This is a genomic window from Ruminococcus sp. OM04-4AA (assembly GCF_003462585.1).
In the GTDB taxonomy this organism is placed as follows: domain Bacteria; phylum Bacillota; class Clostridia; order Lachnospirales; family Lachnospiraceae; genus Mediterraneibacter; species Mediterraneibacter faecis.
The window spans coordinates 21605-34417 of record NZ_QTZH01000034.1; the positions used below are offsets into that span (position 1 = coordinate 21605).

Sequence of the window (12813 nt, forward strand, 5' to 3'; positions counted from 1 at the left end):
TACAAAAACAGAGCATATAAATTGTGCAAAAGGCAGAAATAGAAAATAGATCTATAAATAGAATTGCATTTCGTGAAAAACGTGCATATAATTAATGCAAACGGTTGCATGAAATAATGCAACAAACAGAGGCGTGCCACAGGATGTGGTGGCATGCAGGGAGATCTAAAGGAGGAATTATTTACAATAAATATTATAATTACCGCAAATTACCGGATGCATTATCGTTCTTCAATGGAAAACGCTTCGTACCAATGGTATGTATCGCATGGTCAGTAATTATTTCTCTGATTCTTGCAGTTGTATGGCCGGTTGTACAGTCAGGAATTAATGCCGGAAAGCAGGTATTTGGACAGGATCCGCTGTGGCTTGCATGGGTAACTGATCTGATCAATTACAAAGATGCAGGAAATATGGAAGCTTATAAAACTCTGCTCACAACAGTAACACCGGCCCGTTTCAAAGTCGGACAGATGATTGGAGCAACCGGCCTTCTGCTTGGTGTTGCACTTGCAATGTATAGAAGAGTTGATGCAGAACAGAAAGATTCCGGTGTTACAGTGGAAGAAGAAATCGATGGATGGCGCGATGGAGAAGGCGGTGGAGCAGTGAAAGATGCCAAACGTCTGGATTACATTTTCTGTAATACGCAGAAAAAAGTAAAGTCATCGAAAGTGGTATGTAATGGTAAGAATTACCCGGTAGTATCCGATCATTATGGAGTAATGATCGAGGTAGAAGATTAAGAGGAGGAAGATAAAATGAGCGAAAGAGCAGCAGGTATTTTAATGCCGATCAGTAGTTTACCGTCCGAGTACGGAATTGGTTGTTTTTCAAAAAGTGCGTATGAATTTGTAGATTGGCTCAAAGGAGCAGGACAGAGTTATTGGCAGATTCTCCCGCTTGGACCGACCAGTTATGGCGATTCTCCATATCAGTCCTTTTCTACATTTGCAGGAAATCCGTACTTTATCAGTCTGGATGAACTGATCGAGGAAGGTGTTCTGACACGTGCAGAATGTGAGAAAGTAAACTGGGGAAAAGCAAAGGGTTCCATTGATTACGAGAAGATTTATAATGGACGTTATCCATTACTTCGCAAAGCTTATGAGAGAAGTAAGATCAGTGAGAATCCGGAGTATCAGAAATTCGTGAATGAGAATAGCTGGTGGCTGTCAGATTATGCACTGTTCATGGCTGTGAAAGGAAGATTTGACAATGTAGAGTGGACAAAATGGGCAGAGGATATCCGTCTTCGTTGGAAAGATGCAATGGATTATTACAGAGAGGAACTGTATTATGATATTGAATTCCAGCAGTATATGCAGTTTAAGTTCCATGAGCAATGGATGAAGTTAAAGGCATATGCAAATGAAAATGGAATCAAGATCATTGGAGATATCCCGATTTATGTTGCTATGGACAGTGCGGATACCTGGGCACATCCGGAACTGTTTCAGTTAGATGAAGCAAATATCCCGACAGCTGTAGCAGGATGCCCACCGGATGGATTCTCTGCGACAGGACAGTTGTGGGGAAATCCACTGTACCGTTGGGACTATCATAGGGAGACAGGATATTCATGGTGGATTTCAAGACTGCATTATGTATTCCAGATGTATGATGTTGTCAGAATCGATCATTTCAGAGGATTTGATGAATACTTTTCCATTCCGCATGGAGCAGAGAATGCAATCGGAGGACATTGGGAGAAAGGTCCTGGAATCGATCTGTTCCGCAAAGTGGAACAGGCACTTGGATGGAAGCAGGTTATTGCCGAAGATCTTGGTTATGTGACAGATTCTGTCCGTGAGATGGTCCGAGAGAGTGGTTTTCCGGGAATGAAGGTTCTGGAATTTGCATTTGATTCCCGCGACTCAGGATGCGCAAATGATTATCTTCCACATAACTACCCGGTGAATAGTGTGGCTTATACAGGAACTCATGACAACGAGACAATCGTTGGATGGTGGAGCAGTATCACAAAAGAGGAGCAGAAACTGGCGAGAGATTACATGTGTGACCAGTACACACCGGAAAGGGAACTGTATAAATCTCTGATCAGCCTGATTATGCGAAGCAGTGCAAAGCTGTGTGTTATTCCGATGCAGGACTATTTAGGACTTGGAAATAATTGTCGTATAAATACTCCGTCTACGGTAGGAAAGAACTGGAAATGGAGAGTGAATACGAGACAGTTATCATTGAAATTGCAGAAGGAAATCCAGGAGATGACACTCAGATATGGAAGAATGAACTGGAAGACAGTCGAGTAGGATTCTAAAAGATAAAATTTCATGAAAAAGAGACGGAGGTTTCTGATTACAAAATGTCAGAAACCTCCGTCTTTTAGTTCTCTTTAAGTAGTTGTTTTTAAGCTATAGTTTTTTTCCTCAACGTCCAAAGTGCAACAATCAGTGTCAATATCTCAGCTGCCGGTACTGCCAGCCAGATTCCATTTAATTCCAAGAACCTCGGAAGAACAATCAGGAAAAGAAGCAGCAGAGCAAAGGAACGAAGGAAGGTAATCATACCTGAGATATATCCTTTGCCATATGTCATCATACGGATTGCTGCGAAGATATTGATTCCTGAAAATAAGAATCCGAGTCCATATAAGCGCAGTCCGGAAACTGCCATGTCAAAGACTGTGCTGCCGGGAGATGCAAAGAAACGTACCCCAATTGGTGCCAGCAGATAAGTGGATCCGTAGAGAATGATCGGTGCAATCGCAAAGAAGCGATAAGCGTACTTTTCTAAAACACGACAGACAGAGAAATTTCTGTCTCCGTAAGCATATCCTAGTGGCGTTGATAGTCCCATAGAAAATCCAAAATAAATTCCGATACATAAGAACTGTAAATACATGATGATTGAAACAGCAGCAACGCCGTCTTCTCCGGCGAAAAGTAGGGCACTTCGGTTAAAGACAACGGTTGTGATCGCAATCGCAAGCTGGTTTACGAATTCAGAAGTTCCGTTGATCATGCTATGAAATGCTTCCTTTATGGACAGTCCGCGGAATGTAAAATGAAGGAAGTTTGGATGTGTTACAAAGTAAACCACTCCCATTACGAAAGAAAGCAGAAGGCCGAGGAAGGTTGCAAGTGCGGCACCTGTAATTCCCATATGGAGCTGTCCGATAAAAATGTAATCGAAAACAATATTAAAAATCCCTCCGGAAAGTGCTGTCAGAAAACTGTACGTCGGAGAACCGTCAACACGGATGAAATAAGTGAACATCTCTTTTCCAACCACGATCGGAGCACCAAACAGCCACCAGTAGATATAAGCTTTACAATCTTCCATCAACAGTAAGGTTGCACCAAGCATCTGCAGGATGAGCGGCAACCGGAAAAGAATAAGTGCAGAAACAAGAGCGCCAATGACAATGGCAGCAGTCATGCTTATAGAGAAAGTCCGGCTGGCTTCATCATTTTTCTTTCCACCGATATGAAGAGCGGCAAGTGCACTTCCGCCTGTCGCAAAGGCAAGTGCGATACCGTACAGAATATTTACAAGCGGATAGACAACGTTGATCGCAGCGAGTGCATTTGTTCCAACATAAGCAGAAACAAAGATTCCGTCAACGATCGTATAAACAGTAGTAAATAATGAGGTCAGATAAGTTGGAATGATAAAGCGTAATAATTTCTTTAATCGAATCTCATCTACAGATTGAAAAATAAGAGTTTTTTCCATTGGGAACCCTCCTTGTTAAAAAAAATCTCTTAGTATATAATAAACCTTAAAGATACATGAGGTCAATAAAAAGATTTTCTGATCATTATGAATAAGAAGAAACGATACTAGCGTGGAAAAATATGCAAAACATAGAATTCACAAATAAATCAAAAAAATGGGATTGATATTCGCAAAAACAGTGACTATAATTTTTTAGTTGGTAAGAGAAGTAATGAGTGGATGAAAGACGTCTAAGGAGGAGTTAGATATGAGCAATCAGGAGAATGTATTTGAAACAATTTTAGCACCTATGACCGGTACAGCAGTAGCAATCACAGAAGTGCCGGATCCTATTTTTATAGAGAAGATCCTTGGAGATGGAATTGCAATCGTTCCGACAGAAGGTAAGGTTGTAAGCCCGGTTGACGGAACTGTATCAAAAGTAGCAGAGACAGGTCACATTTACGCTGTTACTTCCGATAACGGAGTAGAAGTTGTGATACATGTCGGACTTGAGACAGTCGCACTGAATGGAAAATGTTTCCAGATCCATGTAAAAGAAGGAGACAAGGTAAAAGCAGGAGATCTGCTTGCAGATGCAGACCTTGAGTTTATCAAAGAAACAGGACGTAATTCCATCACACCGATCGTCATCGGTTCAAGCCTTGAAGGTAAAGATCTTGTATGTGAAGAGGGAGAAGTTCAGGCCGGAAAAACAGTTATTATGGAAATTAAGCAGAAATAAGAAGTCAGAAGATATTGTTCCAGAATCGGTTTAGCTTAGAAGGAAGGTTATAGTATGAAAGAAGAAAGATATTCAATCATATTCAGCAGCAAAACAGGAAATACAGCAGAGCTGGCAAATGCGATTCGTGATGCATTGCCGCAGGAGAATTGTGATTATTTCGGAACAAGCGAAATCGAAGAACCGGTATCAGAAATGCTTTATATTGGTTTCTGGACAGATCAGGGAAATGCAGATAAGTCCGCATTGGAATTATTGCAGAAGATAAAGAATAAAAAAGTCTTTCTGTTTGGAACAGCCGGGTTTGGTGAGAATGAAGCATATTTCCAGAAGGTTCTGAATAATGTTAAGAGTTCTATGGATAAAAGCAATCAGGTGGTTGGTGAATATATGTGTCAGGGAAAGATGCCGCAAGCGGTGAGAGACCGTTATGTGAAAATGAAAGAGCAGCCGGATCATATGCCGAATCTTGATCTGCTGATCGCAAATTTTGACCGTGCTTTATCACATCCGGATAAGAAAGATCTGGATAAACTCAGAGAGCTGGTTAGAGGATAGAAATAGTAAGAGGAAAGAAGAAGTCTTCAGTACGAGGGCTTCTTTTTTTATATGTTAGGAAAGTTCTTTCCTAACATATAAAAAACGCTCCGCTCAGGATGCGCACTGCGGCGTACAAGGTAGGTGTCGCAAGCGACCGCCGCAGGCGCAAGAATGTGCCGAGGCACATTCTTTGTTCTGAAGAAAAAGTAACAGAGGAGATTTCAAAAATAAGAATAAAAGTGTTGAAAGCGTGAATAATAGAAGAAATATATTTAAAAGACGTGAAAAAATTACAAATATAGGCTCATAAAACGTGAAAAATAAATTGACATAGGCTCATAAAACGTGATAGTCTTGAAAAAAGGAGGGGATTCTATGTATTTAAAAAGAAAGATAGATGAGTATCTGTTAGAGTGGAAAGAAAAAGAAGAAAGACTTCCGTTAATTATAAAAGGGGCAAGACAGATTGGAAAAACGGAATCTATTAATCACTTTGCAAATCAAAATTATGGCAATATTGTAAGTATTAATTTTGTATTGGAACCGAAATATAAAACAATACTGAGTGATGGATATGCTGTTGAAGATATTATAAAGAATATTTCAATGATAGATACATCCAAAAAATTCATCGAGGGAGACACATTGATTATCTTTGATGAATTACAGGAGTTCCCAGATATTGCAACTGCGTTGAAATCATTTAAAATCGATGGAAGATTTGATGTCATATGTAGTGGTTCTTTACTTGGAATCAATTACAGAAAAATCCATAGCAACAGTGTGGGATATAAAACAGATTATGAAATGTTTTCAATGGATTTTGAAGAATTTTTGTGGGCGAAAGGATACTCAGAGAAGAATATTGAAGATATACTAAAACATATGCAGACAGGAACACCTTTTTCAGAAACAGAATTATCAGTTTATAAGAAATTGTTTTTAGAATATTGTGTACTTGGTGGCATGCCTGCAGTAGTAAAAGTATATATTGAAAAAAACCTCTTCACAGATACGATAGAAATCCAGAAGCAGATTCAAATGGATTACGAAGAGGATATTAGAAAATACGCTGAAGGTTTGGATCAGACTAAAATTGTAAGTGTCTATCGGAACGTACCTGTACAGCTTGCAAAAGAAAATAAGAAATTTCAATTAAGTAAAATAGACAAAAAAGCCAGAAGCCGAGAATATATGGAATGTATAACCTGGCTCGAAGATGCAGGCGTGATTACTATATGTTATTGTCTGCAATATCCAGAACTTCCATTGAAAGGAAATTATGATGACTCAAAATTCAAAATCTATTATCCAGATACAGGATTATTGATAGCTTCACTAGATGAGGAGGCACAAGAAGATCTTCGGGCAAATAAAAATCTTGGAGTATACAAAGGAGCTTTATATGAAAATTTTGTAGCAGAGGCATTTGTAAAACAGGGACTTGGACTGTATTATTATAAAAAAGAAAATGCTACTTTGGAAGAGGATTTTTTTGTAAGAACAAAAGATGAGCTGGTTCCGGTAGAAGTGAAAGCAAACAAGAACCGTTCTAAGTCATTGAGACAATTGATATCCAGTGATTCTTATGGGGATATTCATTGGGGAATAAAACTTGCAGATAGTAATGTTGGGATAGAAGACGGAATTTATACATTTCCTTACTTTTGTACATTTCTATTAAAACGATATCTAAGGGAAAAAGATGAAGAAAAAATTGTTTGACTTTTAGATTAACAGGAAATATAATAACTACAAACGAGTAGCAAGTAAGCGTAAATCCAGTTTACCTGTTACTCGTTTTCTTATTAAAATAGAAGTAACTGTTCAGAGGCAACCTCCCAAATGCTACGCATTTCGTCGGTGTGGCGTATCCGCCAAATAAAATTTCAAAAACAGTCTTAAAAATGCAAGCATTTTACACCTGTTTTATGAAATTTTGCTTGGCTCTGAACAGTTACAAATAGAATATCGCCATGAAAAAGTGTGTAGCCTGTCAGCGTAAGTCCAGCTTATAAGACAAGGTACGCACTTTTTTTGTGCGGAAAAGAGAGGAGTTAAAACAAAATGACGGAAAGCAACAAAATGAAGGATATGCCGGTGAATAAGCTAATGGTCCAGATGGGAATCCCGATGATCTTATCTATGGCATTGCAGGCGGTCTACAATATTGTAGACAGTGCGTTTGTAGGAAATATGAGAGTGGGCAGTGAGGCCGCATTAAATGCATTGACTTTGGTATTTCCGGTTCAGATGCTTATGGTAGCAGTGGGAATCGGAACAGGTGTCGGAACCAATGCACTTCTGGCAAGGACACTTGGCCAGGGAAACAATAAAAAAGCAGCAAAGGTAGCAGGAAACAGTCTGTTTCTCGGTGTGATCATTTATGTGGTCTGCTTACTGTTTGGTATCTTCGGAGTGAAAGCATACATTTCATCCCAGACAGTAGATGCAGAAGTTTTTCAGATGGGTGTCAGTTATCTGCGGATATGCTGCGTGATCTCTTTTGGAATTATTTTCTTTTCTTTATTCGAAAAGTTATTACAGGCAACTGGACGATCCCTTTATTCCACAATCGGTCAGGTGGTCGGAGCAGTTGTAAATATTATTCTTGATCCGATCATGATCTATGGTATTGGACCTTGCCCGGAAATGGGAGTGAAAGGCGCGGCCTATGCAACGGTAATTGGTCAGGTAGTGTCCGCAGTATTGCTGTTCATTTTCCATATAAAATTGAATAAAGAGTTTGAGCATGGAGCGAAATATATGAAGCCAGATGCAGGTGTTATAAAAGAAATCTATGCAATCGGACTTCCGGCGATCATTGCACAGGCATTGATGTCTATTATGGTTTATGTAATGAATCTGATCCTGAAGTTCAATCCGTCAGCACAGACAGCATATGGTTTGTTCTATAAGGTGCAGCAGTTTGTTCTCTTCCTTGCATTTGGCCTTCGTGATGCAATTACCCCGATCCTTGCATTTGCTTATGGAATGAGAAACAAAAAGAGAATAAAGGATGGAATCAAGTATGGCCTGATTTATACAATCGCATTAATGATTCTTGGAATTGCCATTACAGAGATTTTCCCCGGGGCATTTGCAACACTGTTCAATGCAGGACAGTCAAGAGAATATTTTATCGGAGCAATGAGGGTAATCTCAGTCAGCTTTCTGTTTGCCGGAATTAATGTTGCTTATCAGGGGATTTATCAGGCATTGGACGGTGGTATGGAATCGCTGGTTATTTCACTTTTGAGACAGTTTGTCATTATCCTGCCACTGGCCGGAATTTTTTCGATATTTGTCAGAAATGGCCAGATGGGCGTTACATTAATCTGGTGGGCATTTCCAATCACTGAAATAGTTTCATGTTTTGTGGGATATGTGTTCTTAAAGAAAATCAGAAAAAACAAGGTTGATGTTTTAAGTTAAGGAGGAAGCGGAGATGACAAAAAGAATTATTACAATCAGCAGAGAATTTGGAAGCGGCGGACGATTTATCGGAGAAGAAGTAGCAAAGAAACTTGGAATTGCTTATTATGATAAAAATATCATTAATGAGATTGCAGAAAAGTCTGGTTTATCTCCGGAATATATTCGGGAAAATGCAGAATTATCGCCGAAAAAAGGATTATTCGCATATGCATTTGCCGGACGTGACGTCACAGGAAAATCACTAGAAGACATGGTATATGAGGCACAGAGAAATGTTATTTTAGAGCTGGCTGATAAGGAGCCTTGCGTGATCATTGGAAGAAATGCAGATTTTATTCTGAAAGACAGGGACGATGTGCTGAATGTATTTATTCATGGAGATATGCCGGTAAAAATACAGAGAATCAGTCAGATATATCATGTCAGTGAAAAAGTTGCTGCAAAAATGATAGAAGATACGGATAAAAGACGTATGACGAATTATAACTTTTATACAGAACAAAAATGGGGGAAAGCCAGCAACTATACGTTGTGTTTGAATACTTCCCAGCTTGGGTATGACAGATGCGAGAAGATAATTATGGAATGCTTAGAATAAAAAAATAGCACTCACCTCTTGACAGTGCTAACATACAGGTGCTATATAATAACTAGAACAAAGGGAGAGAGAAAGATAAGAAAAAAAGAATCTTCATCCTCCGAAATGTTCTGACAACAACTGCGAAAGCAGTTTATATAAAAACTGTGAGGTTTCCTCACAGGGGCAACAAAGTTTGTTAGCATTGAAAGGAGAAATGACTTATGATGATGCCTAGTATTTTTGGAGAAAACTTATTTGATGATGATTGGATGAACTTCCCGTTTGATCAGGATTTCTGGGGAAAGAAGAATCCGTTATATGGTAAACACGTAAAGAACATGATGAAGACAGATATTCGTGAACATGAAAAAGGATATGAAGTAGATATTGATCTTCCGGGATTCAAGAAAGACGAGATCGGCATAGAGCTTGAGAATGGTTATCTGACCGTATCAGCAGCCAAAGGTCTTGACAAAGATGAGGAAGATAAGAAAGGTAAATACATCCGTAAGGAGCGTTATGCCGGAGCAATGCAGAGAAGCTTCTATGTTGGCGAGTATGTAACACAGGAAGACATCAAAGCAAAATATGAGAATGGTATTTTGAGACTGTCCGTGCCGAAGAAAGAGGCAAAACCAGTCGAAACAAAGAAGACCATCGCAATTGAAGGATAATCTGATTCCGGTTTTGGAATCTCAGGTAAAGTGAAAAGAGGAGCGAAAGCTCCTTTTTTCATGTCAAAAATCAGGTTGCAAACGATAATACTTGCATAATAAGAGGAGTAGCTCTATAATCTTAAATAAGAAACCCTACTATTTTACTAGGATAATAAAAATAAGTTTTCCAGCAAAAAGTATAGAAAATAAGAAAGGGGCAGATTATGAAAGTATTTTGGGGAATTTTAATTCCGTTTTTCGGAACATCATTAGGAGCAGCGTGTGTATTTCTTATGAAGGAGACACTTAGTGATAAGGTGCAGCGGGCGCTGACAGGATTTGCAGCAGGGGTGATGGTTGCGGCATCCGTTTGGAGTCTTCTGATTCCGGCAATCGAGCAATCAGAAAATCTGGGTGCATTTTCTTTTCTTCCGGCATTTATCGGATTCTGGCTGGGCATTCTTTTTCTATTGGCATTGGATCATATCATTCCGCATCTTCATATGAATAGTGAGCAGGCTGAGGGACCGAGAAGTCAGTTGAGACGTACAACAATGATGGTGTTGGCGGTGACTCTGCATAACATTCCGGAAGGTATGGCTGTCGGTGTAATATACGCAGGTTTTCTGGCTGGAGATATGCAGATTACAGCGGCAAGTGCATTTGCGTTATCACTTGGTATTGCGATTCAGAACTTTCCGGAAGGAGCGATTATCTCCCTGCACTTCGGGCAGAAGGAGAAAAGAAAAGCAAGGCATTTCTCGGCGGAGTTCTTTCAGGTGTTGTAGAGCCGATCGGAGCTGTACTGACACTGGCTGCGGCACAGTTGATTCTGCCAGCGCTTCCTTATTTACTCAGTTTTGCTGCCGGAGCGATGCTCTATGTAGTGATCGAAGAGATGATACCGGAAATGTCACAGGGAAAGCATTCGAATATAGGAACGCTCTTTTTTGCTGTGGGATTCAGCATTATGATGATGCTGGATGTAGCGTTGGGATAACAAATTTACAAACATAGAAATAATTTGGATACAAGGTGTTAGGCACCATTATTCCGTATCCTTAATAAAATAAGCATAAAGACAGGGGTTGAGTTCTCTCATGGAAGAAGGGAGGATGGCAACCCCTAAACCATGTTTGGCCAAAGTTATGGCGGTTCTGTCATAGAGCGCTTTACCGGTTTCGGTTAGAGTAATTTGTGTTATACTTGGAGTCAGGGAAAGAAAGCAAAAAAGGAATGAAAGTATGAAACGAATTGATTTTGAACACGGAACAATTACAGGAAATATTTTAGGCGCGGCATTACCGATGCTGGTGGCACAGATATTGAGTCTTTTGTATAATATCGTGGATCGAATTTACATTGCCAGAATTCCGAAAGTCGGAACAACAGCACTTGGAGCTGTGGGCTTATGTTTTCCAATTATTGTGATTATCACAGCATTCTGTAACTTGTTCGGAAGTGGCGGCGCCCCTTTATTTTCCATTAATAGAGGAAAAGGAAATACCAAAAAAGCTGAAACAATTATGAATACATCATTTTCAATGATGTGCATTTGTGGAGTGGTATTGACGGTAATCGGCATGATGTCTGCAAGTCCGATACTGGTATTATTTGGTGCATCAGAGGAAGGGTTATCTTATGCGTATCCATATATGATGATTTATCTGATAGGAACAGTGCCATCCATGATTGCAACAGGAATGAATCCTTTTATTAATGCACAAGGTTATGCTACATCAGGCATGCTGTCTGTAACAATCGGAGCAGTTGCCAATTTAATTTTAGATCCATTATTTATATTTGGATTGCATTTAGGAATAAAAGGAGCTGCAATTGCAACGATTATTTCACAGACTTTATCAGCAGCATATGTATTTTATTTTTTAAGAAAAAAATCGGAGATAAAAGTTCGAATGCTCTCCAAGGCGGAATGGAAAGTATGTGGAACAGATGCAAAAAATATCGTGAGTCTTGGTAGTGCAGGATTTATTATGCAGCTGACAAATAGTGTAGTAACAATATGTTGTAACAGTGTGCTGTCAGGTATCGGAGGAGATGTTTATATATCAGTGATGACAATTGTATCAAGCATCCGGCAGATGGTAGAGACACCGATTTATGCTATGAATGAAGGAAGCTCTCCAATTTTAAGCTACAATTATGGAGCACAGCGTCCAAAACGTGTTAGAAAAGCAATTAGAGTAATGACTTGCATGATTCTTATTTATACGGCAATCATGTGGAGTGTGATTATTTTTGCACCGGAATTTTTGATCGGAATTTTCAGTTCGGATAAAGAATTACTGGTAGATGCAGTAGAAGCATTGAAGTTGTATTTTGCAGCATTTATATTTATGGATCTGCAATATATTGGACAGACGGTATTTAAATCATTAAATAAAAAGAAACAGGCAATCTTCTTTTCGTTACTTAGAAAAGTATTTATAGTCGTGCCATTAACATATTTGTTTCCATATACATTTCACATGGGAACAAGAGGTGTGTTTTTAGCAGAACCGATATCAAATGTAATCGGAGGAAGTTTGTGTTTTATTACAATGCTGGCAATTGTGATGCCGGAGTTAAAGATAATGAAGAAGGAAAATTAAAAAAATTAGCACTCACCTCTTGACTCGGCTGAAAACTGCGTGCTATATAATAAATAGAACAAAACAAAAGGCAACAAAGTTAGTTAGCATTGAAAGGAGAAATGACTTATGATGATGCCTAGTATTTTTGGAGAAAACTTATTTGATGATGATTGGATGAACTTCCCATTTGAGCAGGACTTCTGGGGAAAGAAGAATCCGTTATACGGTAAACACGCTAAGAACATGATGAAGACAGATATCCGTGAGCATGACGCAGGATATGAAGTAGATATCGATCTTCCTGGATTCAAGAAAGATGAGATCAGCATTGAGCTTGAGAATGGTTATCTGACCGTATCAGCTGCTAAGGGTCTTGACAAGGATGAGGAAGACAAGAAAGGTAAATACATCCGTAAGGAGCGTTATGCCGGAGCAATGCAGAGAAGCTTCTATGTAGGTGAGAACCTTACACAGGAAGATATCAAAGCAAAATATGAGAATGGTATTCTGAGACTGTCAGTGCCGAAGGAAAGAGGCAAACCAGTTGAGACAAAGAAACAATCGCAATTGAAGGAT

10 protein-coding genes and 2 pseudogenes are annotated in these 12813 nt (G+C 39.3%); 11 read left to right on the plus strand and 1 reads right to left on the minus strand.

Annotated features, from left to right (window positions below; translation table 11 throughout):
• Positions 1 to 170 precede the first annotated feature (170 nt).
• Positions 171 to 545: pseudogene (locus DXB52_RS10450) on the plus strand (PTS transporter subunit EIIC); the annotation flags it as partial.
• A gap of 216 nt (positions 546 to 761) precedes the next feature.
• Positions 762 to 2276: a 4-alpha-glucanotransferase gene (gene malQ / locus DXB52_RS10455; RefSeq protein ID WP_117542412.1), complete on the plus strand. Its 1515-nt coding sequence runs from the start codon at positions 762 to 764 to the stop codon at positions 2274 to 2276.
• A 97-nt stretch (positions 2277 to 2373) separates the two neighbouring features.
• Here malQ and DXB52_RS10460 read toward each other — a convergent pair whose 3' ends face one another.
• Positions 2374 to 3702, minus strand: coding sequence for an MATE family efflux transporter (locus DXB52_RS10460; RefSeq protein WP_118107261.1), 1329 nt, complete (start codon positions 3700 to 3702; stop codon positions 2374 to 2376).
• 250 nt (positions 3703 to 3952) lie between these two features.
• Between DXB52_RS10460 and DXB52_RS10465 the strand changes: the two genes are divergently transcribed.
• The 9 genes and pseudogenes from DXB52_RS10465 to DXB52_RS10505 all read left to right on the plus strand — a co-directional run.
• Complete coding sequence (locus DXB52_RS10465; protein ID WP_117542414.1) at positions 3953 to 4429, plus strand: PTS sugar transporter subunit IIA; 477 nt, start codon at positions 3953 to 3955, stop codon at positions 4427 to 4429.
• A 54-nt stretch (positions 4430 to 4483) separates the two neighbouring features.
• The gene (bilS, locus tag DXB52_RS10470) at positions 4484 to 4987 is read left to right on the plus strand and encodes a flavodoxin family protein BilS (protein ID WP_117542415.1); all 504 of its coding nucleotides are present in this window, start codon (positions 4484 to 4486) and stop codon (positions 4985 to 4987) included.
• A 357-nt stretch (positions 4988 to 5344) separates the two neighbouring features.
• Positions 5345 to 6694, plus strand: coding sequence for an ATP-binding protein (locus DXB52_RS10475; RefSeq protein ID WP_118107263.1), 1350 nt, complete (start codon positions 5345 to 5347; stop codon positions 6692 to 6694).
• A gap of 342 nt (positions 6695 to 7036) precedes the next feature.
• A complete protein-coding gene (locus DXB52_RS10480) occupies positions 7037 to 8404 on the plus strand; it encodes an MATE family efflux transporter (protein WP_117568672.1) in 1368 nt (455 codons plus the stop codon).
• 13 nt (positions 8405 to 8417) lie between these two features.
• Positions 8418 to 9005: a cytidylate kinase-like family protein gene (locus DXB52_RS10485; protein ID WP_117568674.1), complete on the plus strand. Its 588-nt coding sequence runs from the start codon at positions 8418 to 8420 to the stop codon at positions 9003 to 9005.
• Between the two features lie 203 nt (positions 9006 to 9208).
• Positions 9209 to 9661, plus strand: coding sequence for an Hsp20/alpha crystallin family protein (locus DXB52_RS10490; protein ID WP_117568699.1), 453 nt, complete (start codon positions 9209 to 9211; stop codon positions 9659 to 9661).
• Between the two features lie 206 nt (positions 9662 to 9867).
• Positions 9868 to 10643 (plus strand): annotated as a pseudogene (locus DXB52_RS10495) (ZIP family metal transporter).
• A gap of 244 nt (positions 10644 to 10887) precedes the next feature.
• Positions 10888 to 12255: an MATE family efflux transporter gene (locus DXB52_RS10500; protein ID WP_117541336.1), complete on the plus strand. Its 1368-nt coding sequence runs from the start codon at positions 10888 to 10890 to the stop codon at positions 12253 to 12255.
• 108 nt (positions 12256 to 12363) lie between these two features.
• On the plus strand, positions 12364 to 12813 hold a 450-nt coding region (locus DXB52_RS10505), incomplete at its 3' end, for an Hsp20/alpha crystallin family protein (RefSeq protein WP_147343365.1).

Bases quoted from the DNA above. Each gene is read 5' to 3' on its own strand.
- malQ (WP_117542412.1), top strand. From the start codon at position 762: ATGAGCGAAAGAGCAGCAGGTATTTTAATGCCGATCAGTAGTTTACCG.
- DXB52_RS10460 (WP_118107261.1), bottom strand. From the start codon at position 3,702: ATGGAAAAAACTCTTATTTTTCAATCTGTAGATGAGATTCGATTAAAG.
- DXB52_RS10465 (WP_117542414.1), top strand. From the start codon at position 3,953: ATGAGCAATCAGGAGAATGTATTTGAAACAATTTTAGCACCTATGACC.
- bilS (WP_117542415.1), top strand. From the start codon at position 4,484: ATGAAAGAAGAAAGATATTCAATCATATTCAGCAGCAAAACAGGAAAT.
- DXB52_RS10475 (WP_118107263.1), top strand. From the start codon at position 5,345: ATGTATTTAAAAAGAAAGATAGATGAGTATCTGTTAGAGTGGAAAGAA.
- DXB52_RS10480 (WP_117568672.1), top strand. From the start codon at position 7,037: ATGACGGAAAGCAACAAAATGAAGGATATGCCGGTGAATAAGCTAATG.
- DXB52_RS10485 (WP_117568674.1), top strand. From the start codon at position 8,418: ATGACAAAAAGAATTATTACAATCAGCAGAGAATTTGGAAGCGGCGGA.
- DXB52_RS10490 (WP_117568699.1), top strand. From the start codon at position 9,209: ATGATGATGCCTAGTATTTTTGGAGAAAACTTATTTGATGATGATTGG.
- DXB52_RS10500 (WP_117541336.1), top strand. From the start codon at position 10,888: ATGAAACGAATTGATTTTGAACACGGAACAATTACAGGAAATATTTTA.